The sequence below is a fragment of the Arthrobacter sp. zg-Y877 genome (assembly GCF_030373105.1).
In the GTDB taxonomy this organism is placed as follows: domain Bacteria; phylum Actinomycetota; class Actinomycetes; order Actinomycetales; family Micrococcaceae; genus Arthrobacter_B.
The window spans coordinates 672,151-692,984 of sequence record NZ_JAUCPU010000002.1; the positions used below are offsets into that span (position 1 = coordinate 672,151).

A 20,834-nucleotide genomic window follows, 5' to 3' on the forward strand; every position below is an offset into this window, starting at 1 on the left:
GGAGCGGCCTCAGGTCAGGATGAAGTTGAAGGTGCCGGCGGTCACCGCCGCGGCCACGGCTGCCGCGGACACGGCCAGCCCTGCCCCGAAAATGACGGCGTCGATCCGGCTGTAGGTGGACGTCCTGGCCCAGGAACGTTCCGCAGCCCCGAAGCCACGCGCTTCCATGGCCGTGGCGAGGCGCGTGGCACGGCGGATGGCCTGCACCAGCAAGGCCAGGGACTGCCCCGCGAAGCCGCGGAGCCGCGCGGCTCCCCCGGCGTCGGGACCGGCCCCGCGGGCGTGCCGGGCCAGGCCGAGGGTGCGCCATTCCTCCACAAGCAGGCCCACCAGCCGCATGGCCGCCAAGGCGCCCAGCACAAAGCGGTGCGGCAGCCGGAGCTTCTGGGCCAGGGCATCGGCCAGGTCCGTGGGATCCGTGGTGGCCAGCAGATAGATTCCCGGCAGCGCAATCGCCAGGCCGCGCAGGCCGATGGCGATACCCGCGGCTAAGGAACCGGAGGTGAACACCATCGGACCGGCGTCGATCAGCACCGTTCCGGTCTTCTCCGCCAGCAGCGCCGTCCCCCACGCACCGATCAGGGCCGCAACAAGCAGCGGCCAGATCCGCCGTACCAGCGTCCCCGGCCGGATATGCAGCAGCGGCAGCAGGGCCAGCTCGGCGGTGAGGACGACGGCGGCGCTCACCCAGTCCACCGTGATCAATACGGCCAGGGTCAGGAACACTGCCGCCGCGAGCTTCGACAGCGGATTGGCCCGGGCAAGGAACGTCCGGGCGGACGGCGCCGGTGCCCCGGCACCTGCGGCGCTCACGGACTCACCCCGGCATCCGGCACCGGACCGGCCACGCCGGCGGGCGCGGGTGCGGGTGCGGGCGCGGGGGCACTACCCACTGCTGTCAGCACTCCGTCCGCCACCCGCAGCTCGCGGGAGGCGAGCGCAGAGATGAACTCGGCGTCGTGCGTCACGGACACCACACAGCGTCCCTCCGCCAACTGCCCGCGCAGCAGGGCCACAAGTTCTGCCCAGGTCCGTGCGTCCTGTCCGAAGGTTGGTTCGTCCAGCAGCAGGATGGACGGCTCCGTCGCCAGCATGGTTGCTACGGAGAGCCGGCGTTTTTCCCCGCCGGACAGCGTGAACGGGCTGGCGTCCAGCAATCCGTCCAGCCGCAGCCGTTCAGCGAGGAGCTGCACCGTGGCCAGCACCTGTGCATCCGTGTCCCGGCCGAGCCGCCTGGGCCCGAAGGCGAGTTCGTCCAGCACGGTGGTGGCCAGGAACTGGTGTTCCGGCTCCTGGAAGACGGTGCCGATCCGGTCCACCAGCTGCGCGGAGGTCCAGCGGCCGGGTTCCGGCCGGGCGATTCCGGCCAGCACCGGAGCAGCGGCCAGGGTACCGTCCCTGGGCCGGAGCAACCCGCCCAGGGTCAGGGCGAGGGTGGACTTCCCGGCGCCGTTGGGACCGGTGATGCCGACGGCGGTTCCGGCGTTCAGGCTCACGTCCACTCCCGTCAGCACCGCAGGGCCCCGGCCCGTGCGGGCCACGGCCAATCCTCGCGCCTCCAGCAGCCGGGGGCCGGGGGCGGCAGCGGTCCAGGGTCCGCCCGGGATTTCCGGACCGCTGCCGGGAAGCCAGACACCGGACTCCGCCAAGGTGCGCCGGTGTGCGGGATTGCCGAGCACGTCCTCAGGGGAGCCGTCCGCCAGCACCCCGCCGCCGGCGGCAAGGACCACCACGCGGTCCACGACGCCGGCCCAGACCTCCACCCGGTGCTCCACCACGATGAGCGTGGCGCCGGTACGGTCCAGCACCCGGGTGACGGCGTCGCGGATTTCCACTACCCCGTCGGGGTCCAGGTTGGCCGTGGGTTCGTCCAGGAGCAGCAGTCCGGGTTCCATGGCCATGACGGACGCGAGGGCCAGGCGCTGCTTCTGCCCGCCGGAGAGCGCGGACGTGGAACGGTCCAGCGGAACGTCGAGTCCGACGTCGGCCAGTGCTGCCCGCACCCGCGGCCAGATTTCGGCGGCCGGAACCGCCAGGTTCTCCGCGCCGAACGCTACTTCGTCCCCGACCCGGGACAGGACGGTCTGGGAATCCGGGTCCTGCAGGACCAGCCCGGCCCGGCCGCGGAGGGAGGCGGGATGGGCGCCGTCGAGCAGCAGGGTGCCGTGCTCCTCGCCGCCGGTATCGGGGCCCAGGACCCCCGCGAGAGCGTGCAGGAACGTTGATTTACCGGCACCGGAGGCACCGAGCAGCAGCACCCGTTCACCGGGGGAAACCGTCAGGTCCAGCCCGGAGACCGCCGGGCCCGTCCGTCCGCCGTGCCGCCAGCCCCAGCCGCGGGCCGTCAAGGCCGCCGGGCGGGACCGGGTGCGGGATGCCGGGGATGTGCCAGCCGATGTGCCAGCCAGCGCGGACAGCCCGGCGGGCCGGCCGCGGCCGCCTGTGAAGCCGAACCGCACCGCTACGCCTGCCCCGTCCGTCCGGACGCAAACGGAGCGAGCGCGCCCGTCCGGGCCAGGGCACGGACGGCCAGCCACGACAGGCCGCCGGCAAGCACCGCGCCCGAGACGGCAGTGAGCAGGACATACAGCAGCTGCCACTGCGCGGCCCACTCCACGTTGTAGAGGACGTTTTCGCTCAAGCCCAGGAACAGGCCCGACCCCAGCCCCGCGAGCAGGGCCACGGGAAGGGTGAAGCGGCGGTACAGGAACAGCAGGAACACCAGCTCGGCACCCAGGCCCTGCAGGAAGCCGGAAAGCAGCACGGACAGGCCGAACTGAGTGCCCAGCACACCGGACACCGCCGCGGCCAGCATTTCGCAGTAGATGGCGGCACCCGGTTTGCGGATGATGAGCCCGCCCAGCACCCCGGCGATCAGCCAGCCGCCGGTATAGAGACCGGCAAGCGGCGGAAAGGCCGCGGTGAGTGCGCTGATCCCGGCATAGCCCAGGGACCAGGCCCAGAACACGACGCCGACGGCCACGGCAAGAACGGACGCGACAACAATGTCCACCACACGCCAGCTGCGCCCGGAGGCTGCGGATCTGGCGGAGCGGGGTGCTGCGGAAAGGTCTTTCATGAATATCCTCCTGTTTTCAGGAGGGGAGGGTGCTGCGGCACCGGCGAACCGGCGCACTTCCCCCGCAGGCCGCTGCCGGCCAACGGGGAATTTCCCTGAGCTCTCGACTCCCTTCGCCGGTACTAACCGGATCAGGTTCGAGGGTCTGCGGCTACCCGCACTCTCAGCGCCTTATCTCCGCGGGTCCGAAGGACCTGATGCGGGACGGCGCTCCCCTGTCGTATGTTTGCGCTTCCACTCTACACAGCCACCCCCGATCCGGCGACGGGTAAACGGGTACCGTAGGGTTAGGAAAAACGCCCGAAGCTAGGAGTCCTCATGAACCTGATCCTCAAACTGCTCGGAACCGGAGGCAGCATCCTCGCCGGACTCGTCGCCACCAAGGTGCTGGATTTCGCCTGGACAAAGGCCACCGGCAACGAGCCGCCCAAAGATGCCGAGGGCAGCCTGGAAAACAGCCTCCGCTCCGCCGTGGCCTTCGCCTTGGTCTCCGGTGCTGTCAGCCAGGTCATCCGTGTGCTGACCAACCGCGGCACGCAGCGCGCCATCCAGCGCTACCAGAAGACCCCGGAAATGGTCTGACCCGCCGCTTCTGCTCCGCCCCCGGGCGGAACATCACGCTCAGCCCTCGGGACTGCTTCCCGGGTGCTGGGCGTTGCTGTTTAACCTGCGTTCCTCCGCCGTGCCCCGGCCGGCCAGCAGCTCGTCGTCGTCGAGCTCTACAGCATGCTCGTGCCCCGGATCATCGTCCACGCGTGGATCGTCTTCCTCATTTTCGAGGGCTTCCTCTTCGGCTTCCCGGAGCAGCCGCTGGGCCCGTTCAACGACGTCGTCGAGTTCGTCGATGACCAGCAGCTCGGGCCGCAGGTGCTTGGTCCGGTACCCGGCGCGCCCCACCATGTGGGCGGACACCGGCGCGGTCAGGAGCATAAAGATCCAGGCCACGGCCAGGATGGGCAGCAGTTTCCAGCTGCGGAACTCCACCGCCATGGCCAGCAGGAACAGCAGCAGTCCCAGCACCTGGGGTTTGGACGCCGCGTGCATGCGGCTGAGCAGATCCGGAAAGCGGATCAGGCCGATGGCAGCGGCCAGGGACATCAGCGCACCGCCAAACATCAGCACGGCGACGATCACGTCGATTACGGTCTCATCCATGTCCTACCGCCTGTCCGTCACGAAACGGGCCACCGTCACGGAGCCGATGAACCCGATCAGGGAGATGGCCACCAGCAGGGCGAGGTAGTCGAGGTTGCGGTAGACAATCATGTCAACGGCCAGCGCCGCCCCCACAATGGCCAGCAGCACATCCGTGGCCAGCACCCGGTCCAGGATCGAGGGGCCGCGGGCAATCCGGTAAATGGCACCGGCGCCCGCCACGGCCAGCATGCTGGACACCACCATGACGGCTGCACTCATCATGCCCACCCTCCTATCTTCTGTTTCCGCGTTTCAGCGGTTTCAGCCCGCAGTGCGGCCAGCTCCTCTTTGGTTCCCATCGTGCGGATCAGCCATGCTTCGGCATTCAGCACGTCTTCCCGCACCTTTTCCGCCTGCTCGGGCGTCGAGACATTCAGTGCGTGCAGGTAGAGCGTGGAAGTGGAGCGGTCCACTTCCACAATCAGCGATCCGGGAATCAGGGACAGCGCATGCCCGGTGGCCGTGGTCAGCAAGTCCGAGCGGCTGCGCAGTTTCACGCCGATCACGCCGTTGCGGATCCGCGGGCCGCGGACGACGGCGAGCCAGAAGACGTGGAAGCTGGCCTGCACCAGCTTCCAGATAAAGCGTCCGGCAAAGACCGCCGCGTAGAGCGGGTTGAACCTGCCGCTGAGTTCCACGGGCGGGAGGTAGAAGATGTTCGCCACGATCAAGGCGATCGCTGCCCCGAAGATCAGGTTCCCGGCGCTGAAATCCTGCCACAGGGCACCCCAGAGGAAGACCAGCCAGATCAGCAGCGGCAGTTCCTGCAGCAGCGGGACACGTGGCCGGTTGCGCATGCGTGCTTCCTTGGTCATTGGGCCGCCCCTTCGCCAAGTACCGCTTCGATGTAGGGGGTCCGGTCCAGCAGGTCCCGGGCCGCGCCGTCGCTGAGCGAGAACAGCGGTCCCGCCGCCACGGTCAGGGCAACGCCGAGTGCCACCAGCCCCGCCGTCGGGTAGACCATGGTCCGGGGCAGCAGGTCCACTGAATCCCGGCCGGAGAACCGTCCGGTGGGGTGCTCGCTGACATTCTCCGAGCTGCGCAGGCTGGACCCGTCGGCGCTCGTGGCCAGCAGGATGGGGTCCGGGTGCACGGCGTCCTCGGGGGTCCGCCAGAACGCACGGTTCCAGACCCGGGCCATCACCAGCAGGGTCAACAGGCTGGTGGCGGCACCCGCACCCACCAGGACATAGGCCAGCGGCGTGCCCAGCTCGACGCCGGCCTGCATCAGGCCGAGCTTGCCGAGGAAGCCGGAGAACGGCGGAATGCCGGCCAGGTTGATGGCCGGAATGAAGTACAGCACCGCCAGCAGCGGCGACAGCCGGGCCAGCCCGCCGAGCCGGTCCATGTTGGCGGTTCCACCGCGGCGTTCGATCAGGCCCGTCACCATGAACAGCGAGGTCTGCACCGTAATGTGGTGCACCACGTAGAACACGGTGGAACCGATGCCCACCACGGAGGCAATCGCCAGCCCGAACACCATGTAGCCGATGTGGCTGACCAGGGTGAAGGAAAGCATACGTTTGATGTCGGTCTGGGCCAGGGCACCCAGGATGCCCACCAGCATGGTCAGCCCGGCCACCACCATCAGCAGCGTGTTGATCCGGTCCCCGGGGAAGAGCAGGGTCTCGGTGCGGACCATGGCGTAGACACCCACCTTGGTCAGCAGGCCGGCGAACACGGCGGTGACCGGCGCCGGAGCGGTGGGATAGGAGTCCGGCAGCCAGAAGGAGAGCGGGAAGATGGCGGCCTTGATCCCGAACGCCACCAGCAGCATCAGGTGCAGCATCAGCTGGGTCGCGGGATCCAGTTCGCCGAGCTTCAGCGCCAGGTCCGCCATGTTCACCGTGCCGGTGGCAGCGTAGATCATGGCGATGGAAATCAGGAACAGCAGCGAGGACACCACGCTGACCACCACATAGGTGACACCGGCCCGGATACGCGGCGTGGTGCCGCCCAGCGTCATCAGGACATAGCTGGCGGTCAGCAGGATCTCGAAGCCCACATAGAGGTTGAACAGGTCTCCGGCGAGGAAGGCATTGGACACACCCGCCACGAGAATCAGATAGGTCGGGTGGAAAATCGAAATCGGCCCGTCTTCGTCACCGTCGGTCATACCCTGGCCGGCGGCGTAGATCAGCACGGAGAGGCTGATCGCCGAGGAGACCACCAGCATCAGCGCGGAGAACTGGTCCACCACCATGGTGATGCCGAACGGCGGAAGCCAGCCACCCAGGTCCACTGCCTGCGCGCCGGATTCCCAGACGGAACCCAGCAGGATGACTTCCAGGATCAGGGTGACGCTGAGGATGCTGATGCTGACCGCCCGCTGGGAACGCTGGTGGCGGATCAGGATGAAGGCGAGGGCGGCACCGAAAACCGGAAGCACCACCGCCAGCGGTGCAAGGCTGGCTGTGTTCATCGGGTCACCTCGGAGTCGTTTGGTGTGTTGCCACGCTGGGAGCCGGGAGCCTCTTCGGCTTCCTCCGGCGGAGTGAATTCCGTGGTGTCCTCCGGGACGTCAGCGTCATCCTCGGCATCGAAGCTGCTCTGGCTGGCCACGCGCCGGTCCTCAAGGTCGTCCTGGACCTCGTCCTGCCGGCCCAGGACCCAGGACCGGTAGATGACGCCGAGCATAAAGGCGGTGACCGAGAAGGAAATCACGATCGAGGTCAGGATGAACGCCTGCGGCAGCGGATCGTTGTAGGCATCCGCCGCAATGTCCTTGTTGAAGATCGGTGCCAGCCCGGCCGGGCCGCCGGTGGCCAGCAGCAGGATGTTCGTGGCGTTGGTGAGCATGGCCAGGCCAAGCACCACCCGGGTCAGGCTCCGTTCCAGCAGCAGGTAGATACCGGCGGCGTAGAGGGCTCCCATCACCAGCAGGAGAGTGATGTTCACAGTCACCGTGCCACCTCTTCCTCGGGGCGGGCATCGGCGTCGGAGCCGCCGTCGGGCCGTACCGCAATATCCAGGATTTCCGGTTCCTCCACAATGCTTTCGTTGTCGTCCTCATCGTCGGCGTCGTCCTCGCTGCGCTCGTCGATCTCGGAGCCAAGGCTGCGCAGGACGTCCAGGACCAGCCCCACCACCACGAGGTAGACACCGATGTCGAAGATCGTGGAGGTGACGAATTTGACCTCCCCGAAAACCGGCCAGGTGAACTTGAGGATCGCGCTCTGCAGGATCTGCCCGCCGAAGAAGAGCGGCGCGGCAGCGGACAGCGCAATCATGCCCAACCCGCCGCCCAGCAGCGTCCCTGCGCTGACCGGGCTGGCTTCGGCAAGTTCAAAGCGGCCGCCGGCCAGATAGCGGATGGTCAGCGCGAGACCTGCCATCAGTCCTCCGGCGAAACCGCCGCCCGGCGCGTTGTGCCCGGCGATCAGCAGGTAGACGGAGAACAGGATGACGGAGTGGAACAGCAGCCGGGTAATCACCTCGAAGATGATGGAGCGGCGCTCGGGCGCCAGCGTCCGGCCAGCCACGAGCCACGCATCCCGGCCTACGCTGGAGAATTTGCGGGCCAGCGCCAGGGTTGCCTCCCGGCGGCCGGTGGGAGCAAATTGCTCGCGTCCCCGGTCCACCGATCCCGTCGCCACTCCTTCGGCCCGGCGGCGCTTATCGCCACGTCCGCGGACGAAGATCAGCGAGGCCAAACCGGTGGCGGCAATGGCCAGCACCGTGATTTCACCGAACGTGTCCCAGGCCCGGATGTCCACCAGGGTGACGTTGACAATGTTGGAGCCGCCGCCGCCTTCATAGGCGAGCTTTGGGAAGTCGAGGGACACCGGGGCAGCGACGCGTGAGGCCATGGCAGTCATCGCGAACACCACCATGCTGGCGCCGAAGGCGATGCCCAGCAGCGCCCGCAGGAGGCGGTGGCGCTTCGGTTCGCGCTTCCACAGGCGGGCGGGCAGGGAGCGCAGGGCCAGCACGAACGCGACCAGCACGATCGTCTCCACCAGCATCTGGGTCAGGGCCAGGTCCGGCGCGCCCTGGAGGGCGAAGATGAGGGCAATGCCGTAGCCGCTGACTGAGACCATCAGCACGGCGAGGAAACGCTTGGTGGCGCGGGCCGCGGCCACCGCACCCAGGATGACGGCCGCGCCGGCCACAGCCTGCAGCGGATTGTCGAACCAGCGGAAGCTCTCCGGCATGGGCGCTGACCGCAGGATCACTGCCGTCAGCGGAGCGAGGATCGCCATGGTCAGGATGACGAACAGGTAGAACATCAGCGAACCGCGCTGGGTCCGGCCCGTCACCCACACCGCGACGTCGTCGAGCACGCCGACGATGCCGCGGTAGGACCGCTCGGCGTCGAGCGGGAAGGCGACGACCTGCTGGAAGGACTCCATCCGGCGCCGCAGCAGGAAGAGGGTGGTACCGGCGGCGAGGGTAAGCACGGTCAGGCCGAGGGCCGGAGTCAGCCCGTGCCACAGTGCCAGGTGCGTGGGTTTGCCCTCCGCCGGGAAGAGGTCCGCATAGGAGACGATCGCTGCATCCAGCGGGCCCGGCCAGAGGCCGAACAGGACAGTGGCGGCCGCCAGGACCGCCGGAGCCGCGAGGAAGGACCACGACACGGCCTTGAACGGGGTGGGGGCGCAGCCTCCCTTAGTGGCGAAAGCACCCCAAATGAAGCGGGCACTGTAGGCGAAGGTGAGGATGGATCCCGTCACGACGCCCGCCAGCAGGATCCAGGCGGCGAAGCTGCCCTGCTGCTCGGCGTAGTGCACAAAGGTCTCATAGACGGATTCCTTGGCCACAAAGCCCAGCAGCGGCGGCACGCCTGCCATGGACGCTGCACCGATAACGGCGACGACGGCCAGTTTCGGTGCGGCGCGGAAGATACCCGAGAGTTTGCGGATGTCCCGGGTTCCGGCCTGGTGGTCGATGATTCCGACCACCAGGAACAGGGTGGCTTTGAAGAAGCCGTGCGCCAGCAGCAGGCCCATTCCGGCGACGGCGGCCTCCCGGCTGCCCAGCCCCACCACCAGTGTGAGGAAACCGAGCTGGCTGACCGTGCCGTAGGCCAGGATGAGCTTCACATCGAACTGGCGTAGGGCGCGCCAGCCGCCCAGCAGCATGGTCGCCAGACCCAGGACCAGGACGATGGGATGCCAGAGCAGCGTTTCGGAGAAACCGGGGGCCAGCCGGGCGATGAGGTAGATGCCGGCCTTCACCATGGCGGCGGCATGCAGGTAGGCACTGACCGGGGTGGGGGCGGCCATCGCGGCGGGCAGCCAGAAGTGGAAGGGCACCAGGGCGGACTTGGAAACGGCCCCCACGAGCATCAGGGCAATCGCCACGTTGACCAGCGCCCCGGCCTCCACCAGTTCCGGTGCCTGCGCCAGGATCTCGGAGATCCGGTATGTCCCTGCGGCGGAGCCGAGCAGGATCATCCCGACCAGCATCGCCAGGCCGCCGAGGGTCGTGACGATCAATGCCTGCAGTGCCGCGCGCCGTGCGGAGAGCCGGTGTGCCGAGTATCCGATCAGCAGGTAGGACAGGACGGTGGTCAGTTCCCAGAAAATGAACAGCAGGATCAGGTCATCTGCCGTCACAAGGCCGAACATCGCGGCAGCGAAGGCCAGCAGCTGGGCGCCGAAGCTGCCCATCTTGGGGTCTTTCGGCCGGAAGTACCTGGCGCAGTAGAACAGGACCAGGGCGCCGACGCCGAGGATCAGGATGGAGAGCAGCGCCGAGAGCGTGTCCATCCGGAACGCCAGCTCAACCCGCAGCTCGGGAATCCAGGGGATGGTGACCGACGGCGGCGCGTTCGGGGCGCCGGAGGCCAGCGTCTGGCCGGCCCCGGTGTACTGGGGGAAAGTGGCAATGAGCCAGGCAAAGGCAGCCGCGGGGAAGGCGGCAAGTATGTAGAACGCCGACCGTCCGGCCTTCCGGAACATTAAGGGCGCAACAAGTGCCACCGCAAACATGACGGTGAGCACAAACAGCACAATGATCTCCCGGGCTCTCTTATCGATTTTGCAGCACTTATATGGCTGTAGTGATCGCTGTAATTCCTAAGGGGGCGTTCAGGGTCGTATATACATACTACCCATGGCATACGCATGCCTTTGTCCCCGGACTGCGTTCCCCCGGGGGCCGGCACCGGCGTTTCAGGTTCCGGATACCCGCACCGGCCTTAGCACCCGCTAGGCTCAGCGGCATGGGTCTCAGCACAGAAAAAACGTCTCCGGCCGCTCCCAGTGGGAGCACCCCGGCACCTGCCCGTTGGAAGCAGGTGGCGGCATGGGCTTCCTGGGACTGGGGATCGGCTGCCTTCAACGCGGTGATGACCACTTTTGTCTTCACCGTGTACCTGACGTCCTCGTCGTTTGGGGACACTGACACAAACTCCGCCGTGCTCGGCGCCGCACTGGCCATTGCCGGCGTTGCCATCGCCGTCCTCGCTCCGGTCACCGGGCAGCGGTCGGACGCAGGTGGACGCCGCCGCAAATGGCTGACCATCAACACCCTGCTGACCTGCGCCCTGGTCGCCGCGTGCTGGTTCGTCCTGCCCTCCCCGGATTACCTCATCCTGGGTGTGGCGCTGATCGCCGCGGCAAACCTGTTCTTCGAGTTTGCCGGTGTGAACTACAACGCCATGCTCGGCCAGGTCTCCACGCCCGCCACCGTCGGCAGGATCAGCGGCCTGGGCTGGGCCATGGGATATGTGGGCGGCATCGCGGCCCTGGCGCTGGTGCTCGTGGGGTTCGTCCAGCCCGACGTCGGCTGGTTCGGCGTCACTACCGAAGACGGCTTGAACCTCCGGGCCGTGGCACTGTTTTCCGCCGTCTGGTTCCTGCTCTTTGCCCTGCCGCTGATGTTCGCCGTTCCCGAAGTCCAGCGGCAGGAGGCGGTGGCGCGCCTGGGCATCCTTGCGTCCTACAAGCTGCTGTTCCACCGCATCAAGGTCCTCTTCCGGACCGACCCGCACACCATTTACTTCCTGCTGGCCAGTGCCGTCTTCCGCGACGGGCTCGCGGCCGTCTTCACCTTCGGCGGCGTCATCGCGGCAGGCACCTTCGGGTGGGAACTGTCCCAGGTAATCATGTTTGCCATCTTCGGCAACGTGGTGGCCGCCGTGGGATCAGTCATCGGCGGGTTCCTCGACGACCGCTTCGGCCCCAAGGCGGTAATCGTCGGTTCGCTGATTGGGCTCATCATCGCAGGCACCGCCGTCGTCGTGCTGGGTCCCGGCGACCAGGACCTGCTGGGGCTGCAGTGGACCGGGGACACCACGTTCTGGATCTTCGGCCTGATGCTGTGCCTGTTCGTGGGCCCGGCCCAGTCGGCGTCGCGGGCGTTCCTGGCCCGGCTCGCACCGGAGGGCAAGGAAGGCGAGCTGTTCGGCCTGTACGCCACCACCGGGCGGGCGGTCAGCTTCCTGGCCCCCACACTGTTCTCGGCCTGCATCGTCATCTTCGGAGCCCAGCGCTACGGCATCATCGGCATCGTGGCCGTGCTGCTTCTGGGTCTGCTCGTCCTGCTCCCCGTCCGCTCCCCCGCTGCACGGACCGCTCAGCCCGTCGAAAAGGCGTAGGTTCGGCGCTGCTGGTCCGGTCCGCCGGACTGGTGTGCCGGCCCGGTCTGCGGGACTAGCTCCGGCCTCCAGGCCTGACTCCGGCGGCAACGAAATTCCTCGCTCGCAGAGCTCGCTTGGAATATTAAAGCCGCCTACGCCAGACCCTACGGCCGGGCGGGCACGGCACCTCACGCCTCCGCCAGACCCTACGGCCGGGCGGGCACGGCACCTCACGCCTCCGCCAGACCCTACGGCCGGGCGGGCACGGCACCTCCGCCGCGACACCCTCCGGCCGCCCGGTCAGGCCGCCTCTGGCAGGGGCTCCGGCCGAGTGGGCGCGCTGCCTCTGGCAGGAGCTCCGGCGGGGTGGGCATGCCGCAAGTCCGGACCTGCGCCCGGACTCCCTCCGGGTTGTCGGAATCCCTACCGTTTGTGGCAATCACCCCCGCCGCGCAGCGGAGGGACGTGCACAAACCGGAGGGAGTTGTACAAACCGGAGGTCTTTGCCGGGTGACACGGGTTGCCGGTTGCCGCAGCGGCATCCCTTAGGAGGCGCTGACGCCCGCCGTGTCCTCGTCGTTCGCGGCAGTGCTGACGTCGGTGCGGTGGAAGTTCAGGTGGCTGCGCGACGCCGTCGGGCCCCGCTGGCCCTGGTACCGGTTGCCGTAGCGGCCGGACCCGTACGCGTGCTCCGCCGGGGAGCTCAGCCGGAAGAAGCAAAGCTGGCCGATCTTGGAGCCGGGCCAGAGCTTGATGGGCAGCGTCGCCATGTTGGAAAGCTCCAGCGTGACGTGGCCGGAGAACCCCGGGTCGATAAAGCCGGCGGTGGAGTGCGTCAGGAGCCCCAGCCGTCCCAGCGAGGACTTCCCTTCCAGGCGCGCGGCAATATCGTCCGGCAGGGTGACCTGTTCGTAGGTGGAGCCCAGGACAAACTCGCCGGGGTGGAGGATGAAGGGCTCGTCCGGAGCCACCTCCACCAGGCGCGTCAGCTCCGGCTGGTCCTGCGAGGGATCAATGTGGGCGTATTTGTGGTTGTCGAATAGCCGGAAGAAGCGGTCGATGCGGACATCGACACTGGAAGGCTGGACCATTGCGGGGTCGTAGGGGTCCAGGGCAATCCGGTTATCGGCAATCTCGGCTCGGATGTCACGGTCAGATATCAGCACTCTTCAAAAATAGCGCATGCACCTAGCGGCCGATTTCCGTCCGCACCGCATAGAGCTCAGGGAAAAACGTCAGTTCCAGGGCGCGGCGCAGGAAGCTGGCTCCGCTGGATCCGCCGGTTCCGCGCTTCATGCCGATGGTGCGTTCCACTGTCTTCACATGTCGGAAACGCCACAGCTGGAAGTTATCCTCGAGATCCACCAGCTCTTCACAGGCCTCGTACACGTCCCAGTTCGTGGCGGGATTCTCGTAGACGTACTTGTAGACCGCCAGCAGCGACTCGTCATACACATGGGCCTGCGTCACGTCACGGTCCAGCAGTTCCGGCGCCACTGCGTAGCCGCGTCGGGCCAGGTAGCGGATGAACTCGTCGTAGATGCTGGTTTGGGAGAGCACCCCGGACAACAGGTCCTGGGCCTCCGGATCGGCCGCGAAGACGGCAATCATCGCTTCGTTCTTGTTGCCCAGCAGGAACTCCACGGCACGGTACTGGTAGGACTGGAAGCCGCTGGAGGCGCCCAGGTCGTCACGGAACTCGGAGTATTCGGACGGGGTCAGCGTGGCCAGCACCGACCATTGCTCGGTCAGCGAGCGCTGGATGTGCTTGATCCGGGCGATGCCTTTCATGGCCGACCGCAGATCATCGGCCGCCAGCCGGGCACGCACGGCAAGCAGCTCGTGCAGGACGAGCTTCAGCCACAGTTCCGAGGTCTGGTGCTGGATGATGAACAGCATCTCGTCATGGTGCTCCGGACGGCTCACGGGATGCTGCGCGGACAGCAGCTCATCGAGGGCAAGGTAGGAGCCGTAGCTCATCTTGTCGCTGAAATCCCGTTCAATGCCTGCTTCGAGGCTGCGGGTGTTCTCGTTCGGACTCATGCCCACCACGGTAGCCGCTGGATATGCCAGACTTGGAGTTTTGGCACCAATCCTCCCAAGGAGAGTCCCCCATGGAACCGGACAACACCCCCGAGATCCCGACAATGCCGCTGGCCCATGACGATGTCGAGGCGCCCGGCGCGGCGCTGGAAGAAGCCATCACCGCCGGCCGCGAGGGACGGCTCAGCAACCGCGAGGTCATGTCAGTGATCTGGACCTCGGAGCTGCTCAGCGTGGGGCGGCTCGCGAAGAACGATGATCCGTCGTCCTTCCAGGCCGTGGTGCTGAAGGCACCCGATGCCGACTACTCCGTGGCTGCCACGTTCACCTCCCCGGACCACATCCCCCAGCAGCTGCGCGAGGCCGCGCCCGTGATCGTCAAGGCAAGCGGCGAGGCAACCATCCGCAGCATTGCGGCGGGATACGGCATGTCCGTGAACCCCGGCCACGAAGTAGGGCTGGAAATCGGCCCCGACGTCGTTGCCTCGCTGGTCGCAGCTTCTGAACAGACCACCGGTCAGCCGGAAGATCAGACGGAAGAGCCCGTCCGGCCCGAACGCACGGACGCGGAGCACTAAACCGGCGCGGGGAGGGCCGGAAACGGCCGCTTAGGTTGCGTTATGGCCATTTGATGCCGTTTTTGCAGCCCCGGCCCTTGCAGTGTCGGTGGCGGAGCCTACGCTGGGGAACCTCACAACAGAGGGAGGGCTGTACCGTGACCAACTCGAGGATGGCTTCGTCGATCTGTTCCATCGTTCCGCCGTATCTGCTGGACCGCCTGGCTGCCGCCGATGATCCCGCCAGGGCGACGGCGGCGAAGGCCGCCCGCCGGGCCCTGACCGGGATCGAGGGCGTGGAAGCGGCCCGTTCGGTACCGCATCCAGTCCCGTCCCGAAGTTCCGGCACGGCTCTCACGCCGTCGCTGCGCCGTTCCGTTTCCGACGCCCTCGGCATGGAGGACCTGCCGGGTATCGTGGTGCGGTCCGAGGGTGGGCCGGCAACGGGCGATCCCGCCGTGGATGAGACCTACGACGGACTCGGCGCCACCTACCGTCTCTTCAGCGATGCCTACGGCCGGTCCTCGCTTGACGGCGCAGGGCGGTCGCTCGAGGCCACAGTCCACTACGGGCGGGACTACGACAACGCCTTCTGGGACGGTTCCCGGATGGTGCTCGGCGACGGCGACGGCGAAGTCTTTGAACGCTTCAGCAAGTCGCTGACGGTGATCGGCCACGAACTGACCCACGGCCTCATCCAATACACTGCCCAGCTGGACTACCGCGGCCAGGCCGGAGCCCTCAACGAATCGGTTGCGGACGTCTTCGGTGTGCTCGTGGAACAGAAACTGTTGGGCCAGAGGGCCGAGGAGGCCAGCTGGCTGGTGGGCGAAGGCCTGTTTACTCCACTGGTGCAGGGGCATGCGCTGCGGTCGCTGAAGGCTCCGGGCACTGCCTACGACGACGATGTGCTGGGCAAAGACCCCCAGCCGGGGTCCATGGAGGACTTCGTGGATACCGCGGCGGACAACGGTGGTGTCCATATCAACTCGGGGATCCCCAACCGCGCCTTTTACCTGGTGGCTGCGGCTCTGGGCGGGTATGCGTGGGAACGTGCGGGGCAGGTCTGGTACGACACAATCACCGAGCGTAATTTCCCTGCGGAGGCGACCTTCGCGGTCTTCGCCGGAGCCACGCTCACGGCGGCGGAAAAACGGTACGGGGCCGGAACCGAAGAAAGTACTGCTGTGCAGGCCGCATGGAAAGAGGTTAACGTCTTGGTATGAAACTGGTTGTAGTGCGCAGCGGCGGCTTTGCCGGCATGCAGCGCACCTGGAGCACGCAGGTCAGCTCCGAAGAGGCACAGGAGCGGTGGCTTCCGCTGCTCAACGACCCCCCGGAAGTCCCGGACAGCGAACCGGACCGCTTCACGTACGAGATTTCCGTGGGCCCCGCGGCCGTCACCATCCCGGAACGCCAGGTCAAGGGCAGGTGGCGCGAACTGGTGGACCGTGCACGCACCGGCGGCGAGCCATCCGGCGGCGAGGCCGCGGACGGAAAGGACGCCGGCGAGGCAAGCGGGAATTAGGCAACCAGTGGGTTGCATGTAAAGTTAGAAACTGTGCCGGATCCCTTCCGGACACTGCGGGCGTAGCTCAATGGTAGAGCGCTAGCTTCCCAAGCTTGATACGCGGGTTCGATTCCCGTCGCCCGCTCCCCTGGGGCCCCCTCCACTCTGGACTGCCGGTGTCAACCCCCGGCTCGTGTTCCTGTGCAATCGGCGTAGACTTGTCCGCGATGAACCGGAAAATGTTTAAGTCCAAAATCCACCGCGCAACGGTGACCCATGCCGACCTGCACTACGTGGGGTCGGTGACAGTCGACCTTGACCTTCTCGAGGCCGCCGACATCCTGCCCGGCGAGCTCGTCTCGATTGTCGACGTCGACAACGGCGCCCGCCTGGAGACGTACACCATCGCCGGTGAGCGCGGCTCCGGCGTGCTGGGCATCAACGGGGCTGCTGCCCATCTGGTGCACGTGGGTGACACCGTCATCCTCATTACCTACGCAGACATGACGACCGATGAGGCCCGCTCCTTTGTGCCCACGGTGGTCCACGTAGATTCCGCCAACCGCATCCTCGAACTGGGAACGGATCCCGCCGAGGCCGTGACCGAGGGCACCGAGCGTCCCCCGCTGGCCCTGGACAACACCCAGGTCATGGGCACCACGCCGGACGTACCCGCCGAAGCCAGATAGCCGCATCCGGTGCTGGGGGTACTCACCGGATTCGCCGTTGTCTGGATCATCATCCTCACCGGCTATGCCATCGGCCGGCTCGGGGTGCTGGGGGAAAACGCCCAGACCGTCCTGAGCCGGCTGGCGTTCTTCGTGGCTTCCCCCGCGCTGCTGCTCATTACCCTCAGCGACGCGGACCTGCACACGGTCTTCTCACTCCCGCTGCTGGTGGCTGCCGCCAGTGCCCTGGCCACCGCACTCCTGTATGTGCTGGTCACCCGCTGGTGGCTGCGCCGGCCGCTGCCGGAGCTCCTTATCTCGGCGATGTCTTCCTCCCTGGTGAACGCTGCCAACCTCGGGCTGCCCATCTGTGTGTATGTCCTCGGGGATGCCGCCTATATTGCGCCGGTGCTGATCTTCCAGCTTGCCTTCTTCACCCCGTTGTTCCTCATGTTCATGGATTCGGCCACCAGCGGGCGGCGCACGTCCCTCCGGGTTTTCGCCGGCCAGGTGGTGCGGAACCCGATCATCGTCGGGTCCCTGATCGGCCTGCTGCTGGCCGCCACCGGCACGCAGCTGCCCGAGATCATCCACGAACCGGTCTCCCTCATCGGCGGGGCGGCGGTTCCGGCCATGCTGTTGGCCTTCGGTCTCTCCCTGGTGGGTTCGCGGCCGCTGGAGGCCGACGGCGGCAGGCGCGCCGACGTCGTCCTCGCCTCTGCATTCAAACTCCTGCTCCAGCCCCTGCTGGCCTACCTGCTGGCCCGTTTTGTCCTGGGGATGGACGGGCACCTCCTCTTCGCCGTCGTCGTCACCGCCGCGCTGCCTACGGCCCAGAATGTCTTCGTTGCCGCTGCCCGCTACCGGGAGGGCGTACTGGTCGCCAAGGACACCGTGCTGCTCACCACCGTTGCCTCGCTTCCCGTGCTGGTTCTCGCCGCAGCCCTCCTGACCTGAGGATTTACCCGCCCTACCCCGTTCGGATGTGGCATAAATTACGTTCTGGGCCTATGGTCAAAGAAAAGGCTGCTTAGTAGGTTGCAGCTCGTTCCCTGCAATGCCGCGGGGACGTCTATGACGAGGTGGAGGCACAGTACCTATGCCAAAGGACGCAAGATACGTGGGGCGCACCCGGAAAGGGGTACGGGCAGCTTCCGGCGCTGTTCTGGCCTTGGCTGCGACTCTGCTGACCGGCTGCGGAACCGACGAGGGCGCAGCACCAACATTGACCTGGTACATCAACCCGGATGCCGGCGGGCAGGCAGAGCTGGCCCAGCAATGCACCGAGGCCTCCGGCGGCGCGTACACCATCGAAACGTCACTGCTGCCCAATGATGCCGCCTCCCAGCGCGAGCAGCTGGCCCGCCGCCTGGCGGCCGGGGACAAAAGCATGGACATCATGAGCCTGGACCCGCCCAACGTGCCCGAGTACGCGGAGCCGGGCTATCTGGCCCCCGTCCCCGAAGATGTCGCCGCCAGGACCACCGAGGGCGTGCTGGAAGGCGCCCTTGAGGGTGCCAAGTGGAAAGACAAAGTGGTCGCGGTTCCGTTCTGGGCCAACACCCAGATCCTCTGGTACCGCAAGTCCGTGGCGGCCGCCGCCGGGCTGGACATGACCCAACCCGTGACGTGGGACCAGGTGATCGACGCCGCCCAGAGCCAGGACAAGTACATCGGTGTGCAGGGCGCACGCGCAGAGTCCATGACCGTGTGGGTCAATGCCCTGGTGGCATCGGCCGGCGGCGAGATCGTGGAGAACCCGGACGCACCGGCGGACGAACTCAAGCTGGGCCTGGACTCGGAGGCCGGAAAGCAGGCGGCCGACGTGGTCTCCACTATCGGCAAGGAGGGCCTGGGCGGTCCGGGCCTTCCGACACAGACGGAAAACACGTCCATGATCCAGTTCCAGGGTGACCAGGGTTCGTTTATGGTCAATTACCCCTTCGTCTGGCCGGCCACCAACGCGTCAGTGGAGGAAGGCGCCCTGCCTGCCTCCCTCATCGACGACATCGGCTGGGCGCTTTACCCGGCCATGAACGAGGGTGAGGACACCGCTCCCCCGCTGGGCGGCATCAACCTCGGCGTGGGCTCCAACAGCCAGCATCCGGACCTGGCGTTCGAGGCCATCGAATGCATTGTCTCGCCCGAGAACCAGGCCCAGTACTTCACCACCAACGGCAACCCGCCGTCGAATGAAGAGGCCTACGAAGCCCCGGGCATTGCCGAAACCTTCCCGATGGCCCCGACCATCCGGGACTCGCTGGAGCTGGCCGTACCGCGGCCGCAGACACCGTACTACAACGAGATCTCCACTGGTATCCAGCAGACCTGGACACCGCCGAGCGAGGTCAATCCGGACACCACCCCGGCCGAGAGCCAGAAGTTCATTGTCGAGGTCCTTAGAGGGGAGAAACTGCTGTGAGCACTTCCGTCGAAGCGGTCCGGGACGCCCCGGCCAAGCCGGCTGCGACCAGGCAGCCCCTCAGCGACCGCGCCAAAGCAGAGCGGCGGCTGGGATTCTGGCTCGCCGGCCCCGCCTTCATCATCATGCTGGCGGTCACGGCCTATCCGATCCTGCTGGCACTTTGGGAATCATTGTTCAAGTACCGCCTGACTGCCCCGGCGGACCGGGAGTTCGTGGGCCTGGGCAATTACGCCACTATCCTCTCGGACGGCCTGTTCTGGCGGGACCTGGGGGTCACCGTGCTGATTACGGTCATCACGGTCGTGATTGAGCTGATTCTGGGCTTTGCCCTGGCCCTGGTGATGAACAGTGCGCTGAAGGCCGTCCGCGGCTGGCTGCGCACCGCGATCCTCGTGCCATACGGCATCATCACGGTGGTTTCGGCCTTCGCCTGGTTCTACGCCTTCGATATCAACTCCGGGTACATCAACAGCTGGTTCGCCTGGGTACCGGGCATCGATTCGGACCTGAACTGGTTCGCCGACACCTGGACCGCACTGTCCGTCATCATGGCCTCGGAAATCTGGAAGACCACCCCGTTCATTTCCCTGCTGCTGCTCGCCGGCCTGGCCCAGGTGCCCGGTGAACTGACCGAGGCGGCCGAGGTTGACGGCGCCACCTGGTGGCAGCGGATGTCCAAGGTGATCATCCCGAACATGAAGGCAGCCATCATGGTCGCCGTCCTGTTCCGGGCCCTGGACGCCTTCCGCATCTTCGACAACGTGTACATCATGACCAACGGCGCCTACGGCACCGAGGTGCTGTCGCTGCTGGCCTACCGGACCTCGATTACCCGCCTGGAAATCGGCATGGGCTCCGCCGTGTCGGTCCTGCTGTTCATCTGCGTCATCATCATCTGTTTTATCGCCATCAAACTGTTCAAAGTGGACCTTTCCGGCGCACGAGGGGGTAAATAAGTGAAGTCCTCACCTGCCAAACGGCGGACAATCTGGACCATCATTTCGATCGCGGTTGTCCTGTACGCGCTGTTCCCGGTGGCGTCGATCCTGGCGACCTCGTTCAAGCTGCCCAGCGACCTGACGTCGGGGACCTTCCTCCCGACCAACTGGTCCTGGAGCAACTACGAGCAGATCCTGGTCGGCGACGCCCAGGGGCTGTTCCTGAGCAGCCTGCGTAACTCCATCGGCATCTGCCTGATCGCCACCTTCATCGCCGTCGTCCTGGCCACGCTGTGCGCCTACGCGATTGCCCGCCTGGACTTCCCGGGCAAGAAGCTCGTGCTCACGACGGCGCTGGGTGTCTCGATCTTCCCGGTGATCTCGATCGTGACCCCGCTGTTCAACCTGTGGCGCAACATCGGCCTCTACGACACCTGGCCCGGCCTGATCATCCCCTACCTGTCCCTGACGCTGCCGATCTCCATCTGGACGCTGGCGGCGTTCTTCCGGCAGATCCCGTGGGAACTGGAGCAGGCAGCACAGGTGGACGGTGCCACAACGTGGCAGGCGTTCCGCAAGGCCATTGTTCCGCTCGCGGCACCGGGCGTTTTCACCACCGCGATCATCGCGTTCTTCATCGCCTGGAATGACTTCGTGTACGGCATCTCGCTCACCTCCACCGAGGCAGCGCGGCCGGTTCCGGCGGCACTGGCGTTCTTCACCGGCGCATCGCAGTTCGAGGAACCCACCGGAGCCATCTCCGCTGCCGCGATCATCGTCACCATTCCCGTAGTCGTCCTGGTGCTGGCGTTCCAGCGCCAAATCGTTTCCGGCCTAACCCAGGGCGCTGTCAAGGGCTAGTCCCTTCGGCACCCGGACGAAAGAAAAGGAT

General features: G+C 66.6%; 21 protein-coding genes, 1 tRNA gene and 1 riboswitch. Of the genes, 11 read left to right on the forward strand and 11 right to left on the reverse strand.

Annotation, left to right across the window (positions count from 1 at the left end; translation table 11 throughout):
* Window positions 1–9 precede the first annotated feature (9 nt).
* From QNO03_RS07275 to QNO03_RS07285, 3 genes are read right to left on the reverse strand one after another with little or no spacing between them, the layout of a single operon-like run.
* Entirely contained in the window at window positions 10–813 is an 804-nt protein-coding gene (locus tag QNO03_RS07275; protein WP_289602786.1) for an energy-coupling factor transporter transmembrane component T family protein, read from the reverse strand.
* Complete coding sequence (locus QNO03_RS07280; RefSeq protein WP_289602824.1) at window positions 810–2,408, reverse strand: ABC transporter ATP-binding protein; 1,599 nt, start codon at window positions 2,406–2,408, stop codon at window positions 810–812. The genes QNO03_RS07275 and QNO03_RS07280 overlap by 4 nt, the downstream gene beginning before the upstream one ends.
* Window positions 2,409–2,461: 53 nt before the next feature.
* Window positions 2,462–3,079, reverse strand: a complete 618-nt coding sequence (locus tag QNO03_RS07285) for an ECF transporter S component (protein WP_289602787.1) — start codon at window positions 3,077–3,079, stop codon at window positions 2,462–2,464.
* Window positions 3,080–3,170: 91 nt separating this feature from the next.
* Window positions 3,171–3,306: riboswitch (TPP riboswitch) on the reverse strand.
* A 91-nt stretch (window positions 3,307–3,397) separates the two neighbouring features.
* Here QNO03_RS07285 and QNO03_RS07290 point away from each other — a divergent pair.
* On the forward strand, window positions 3,398–3,661 hold the full coding sequence (locus QNO03_RS07290) for a DUF4235 domain-containing protein (RefSeq protein ID WP_229946813.1): 264 nt from the start codon (window positions 3,398–3,400) through the stop codon (window positions 3,659–3,661).
* A 39-nt stretch (window positions 3,662–3,700) separates the two neighbouring features.
* Here QNO03_RS07290 and mnhG read toward each other — a convergent pair whose 3' ends face one another.
* Genes mnhG through QNO03_RS07320 form a run of 6 tightly spaced genes read right to left on the reverse strand, consistent with a single transcriptional unit; the run spans window position 3,701 to window position 10,230 of the window.
* On the reverse strand, window positions 3,701–4,234 hold the full coding sequence (gene mnhG / locus QNO03_RS14695; protein ID WP_502874558.1) for a monovalent cation/H(+) antiporter subunit G: 534 nt from the start codon (window positions 4,232–4,234) through the stop codon (window positions 3,701–3,703).
* Between the two features lie 3 nt (window positions 4,235–4,237).
* The gene (locus QNO03_RS07300) at window positions 4,238–4,495 is read right to left on the reverse strand and encodes an MrpF/PhaF family protein (protein WP_442860226.1); all 258 of its coding nucleotides are present in this window, start codon (window positions 4,493–4,495) and stop codon (window positions 4,238–4,240) included.
* The gene (locus tag QNO03_RS07305) at window positions 4,495–5,091 is read right to left on the reverse strand and encodes a Na+/H+ antiporter subunit E (RefSeq protein ID WP_229946805.1); all 597 of its coding nucleotides are present in this window, start codon (window positions 5,089–5,091) and stop codon (window positions 4,495–4,497) included. The genes QNO03_RS07300 and QNO03_RS07305 overlap by 1 nt, the downstream gene beginning before the upstream one ends.
* Window positions 5,088–6,698, reverse strand: coding sequence for a Na+/H+ antiporter subunit D (locus tag QNO03_RS07310; protein ID WP_229946803.1), 1,611 nt, complete (start codon window positions 6,696–6,698; stop codon window positions 5,088–5,090). Before QNO03_RS07310 ends, QNO03_RS07305 begins: the two co-directional genes overlap by 4 nt.
* Window positions 6,695–7,180 (reverse strand): Na(+)/H(+) antiporter subunit C, encoded by a 486-nt coding sequence (locus tag QNO03_RS07315; protein WP_229946801.1) that lies wholly within the window; start codon window positions 7,178–7,180, stop codon window positions 6,695–6,697. Before QNO03_RS07315 ends, QNO03_RS07310 begins: the two co-directional genes overlap by 4 nt.
* Window positions 7,177–10,230 carry a Na+/H+ antiporter subunit A gene (locus QNO03_RS07320; RefSeq protein ID WP_289602788.1) on the reverse strand — a complete coding sequence of 1,018 codons (3,054 nt, stop codon included), beginning with the start codon at window positions 10,228–10,230 and terminating at the stop codon, window positions 7,177–7,179. Before QNO03_RS07320 ends, QNO03_RS07315 begins: the two co-directional genes overlap by 4 nt.
* 212 nt (window positions 10,231–10,442) lie before the next feature.
* Here QNO03_RS07320 and QNO03_RS07325 point away from each other — a divergent pair, with 212 nt between their 5' ends.
* Window positions 10,443–11,819 carry an MFS transporter gene (locus QNO03_RS07325; protein WP_289602789.1) on the forward strand — a complete coding sequence of 459 codons (1,377 nt, stop codon included), beginning with the start codon at window positions 10,443–10,445 and terminating at the stop codon, window positions 11,817–11,819.
* Window positions 11,820–12,346: 527 nt separating this feature from the next.
* Here the strand turns inward: QNO03_RS07325 and dcd are convergent.
* Both dcd and kynA read right to left on the reverse strand, forming a co-directional pair.
* Complete coding sequence (dcd, locus tag QNO03_RS07330) at window positions 12,347–12,967, reverse strand: dCTP deaminase (protein ID WP_229946796.1); 621 nt, start codon at window positions 12,965–12,967, stop codon at window positions 12,347–12,349.
* Window positions 12,968–12,989: 22 nt separating this feature from the next.
* Window positions 12,990–13,844 (reverse strand): tryptophan 2,3-dioxygenase, encoded by an 855-nt coding sequence (gene kynA / locus QNO03_RS07335; RefSeq protein WP_289602790.1) that lies wholly within the window; start codon window positions 13,842–13,844, stop codon window positions 12,990–12,992.
* A 71-nt stretch (window positions 13,845–13,915) separates the two neighbouring features.
* Here kynA and QNO03_RS07340 point away from each other — a divergent pair, with 71 nt between their 5' ends.
* The 9 genes from QNO03_RS07340 (at window position 13,916) to QNO03_RS07380 (ending at window position 20,803) form a co-directional block, all read left to right on the forward strand.
* Window positions 13,916–14,422, forward strand: coding sequence for an SseB family protein (locus tag QNO03_RS07340; RefSeq protein ID WP_289602791.1), 507 nt, complete (start codon window positions 13,916–13,918; stop codon window positions 14,420–14,422).
* A gap of 152 nt (window positions 14,423–14,574) precedes the next feature.
* Window positions 14,575–15,627: a M4 family metallopeptidase gene (locus QNO03_RS07345; RefSeq protein ID WP_289602825.1), complete on the forward strand. Its 1,053-nt coding sequence runs from the start codon at window positions 14,575–14,577 to the stop codon at window positions 15,625–15,627.
* The gene (locus QNO03_RS07350) at window positions 15,624–15,929 is read left to right on the forward strand and encodes a protealysin inhibitor emfourin (RefSeq protein ID WP_289602792.1); all 306 of its coding nucleotides are present in this window, start codon (window positions 15,624–15,626) and stop codon (window positions 15,927–15,929) included. The genes QNO03_RS07345 and QNO03_RS07350 overlap by 4 nt, the downstream gene beginning before the upstream one ends.
* A gap of 56 nt (window positions 15,930–15,985) precedes the next feature.
* Window positions 15,986–16,056 (forward strand) — tRNA-Gly (locus QNO03_RS07355).
* 82 nt (window positions 16,057–16,138) lie between these two features.
* Window positions 16,139–16,600: an aspartate 1-decarboxylase gene (gene panD / locus QNO03_RS07360; RefSeq protein WP_229946787.1), complete on the forward strand. Its 462-nt coding sequence runs from the start codon at window positions 16,139–16,141 to the stop codon at window positions 16,598–16,600.
* A gap of 9 nt (window positions 16,601–16,609) precedes the next feature.
* Window positions 16,610–17,536 (forward strand): AEC family transporter, encoded by a 927-nt coding sequence (locus QNO03_RS07365; protein ID WP_289602793.1) that lies wholly within the window; start codon window positions 16,610–16,612, stop codon window positions 17,534–17,536.
* 142 nt (window positions 17,537–17,678) lie between these two features.
* Window positions 17,679–19,001 carry an extracellular solute-binding protein gene (locus QNO03_RS07370; protein ID WP_289602794.1) on the forward strand — a complete coding sequence of 441 codons (1,323 nt, stop codon included), beginning with the start codon at window positions 17,679–17,681 and terminating at the stop codon, window positions 18,999–19,001.
* On the forward strand, window positions 18,998–19,960 hold the full coding sequence (locus tag QNO03_RS07375; RefSeq protein ID WP_289602795.1) for a carbohydrate ABC transporter permease: 963 nt from the start codon (window positions 18,998–19,000) through the stop codon (window positions 19,958–19,960). The genes QNO03_RS07370 and QNO03_RS07375 overlap by 4 nt, the downstream gene beginning before the upstream one ends.
* Window positions 19,961–20,803, forward strand: a complete 843-nt coding sequence (locus QNO03_RS07380) for a carbohydrate ABC transporter permease (RefSeq protein ID WP_289602796.1) — start codon at window positions 19,961–19,963, stop codon at window positions 20,801–20,803.
* Window positions 20,804–20,834 lie beyond the last annotated feature (31 nt).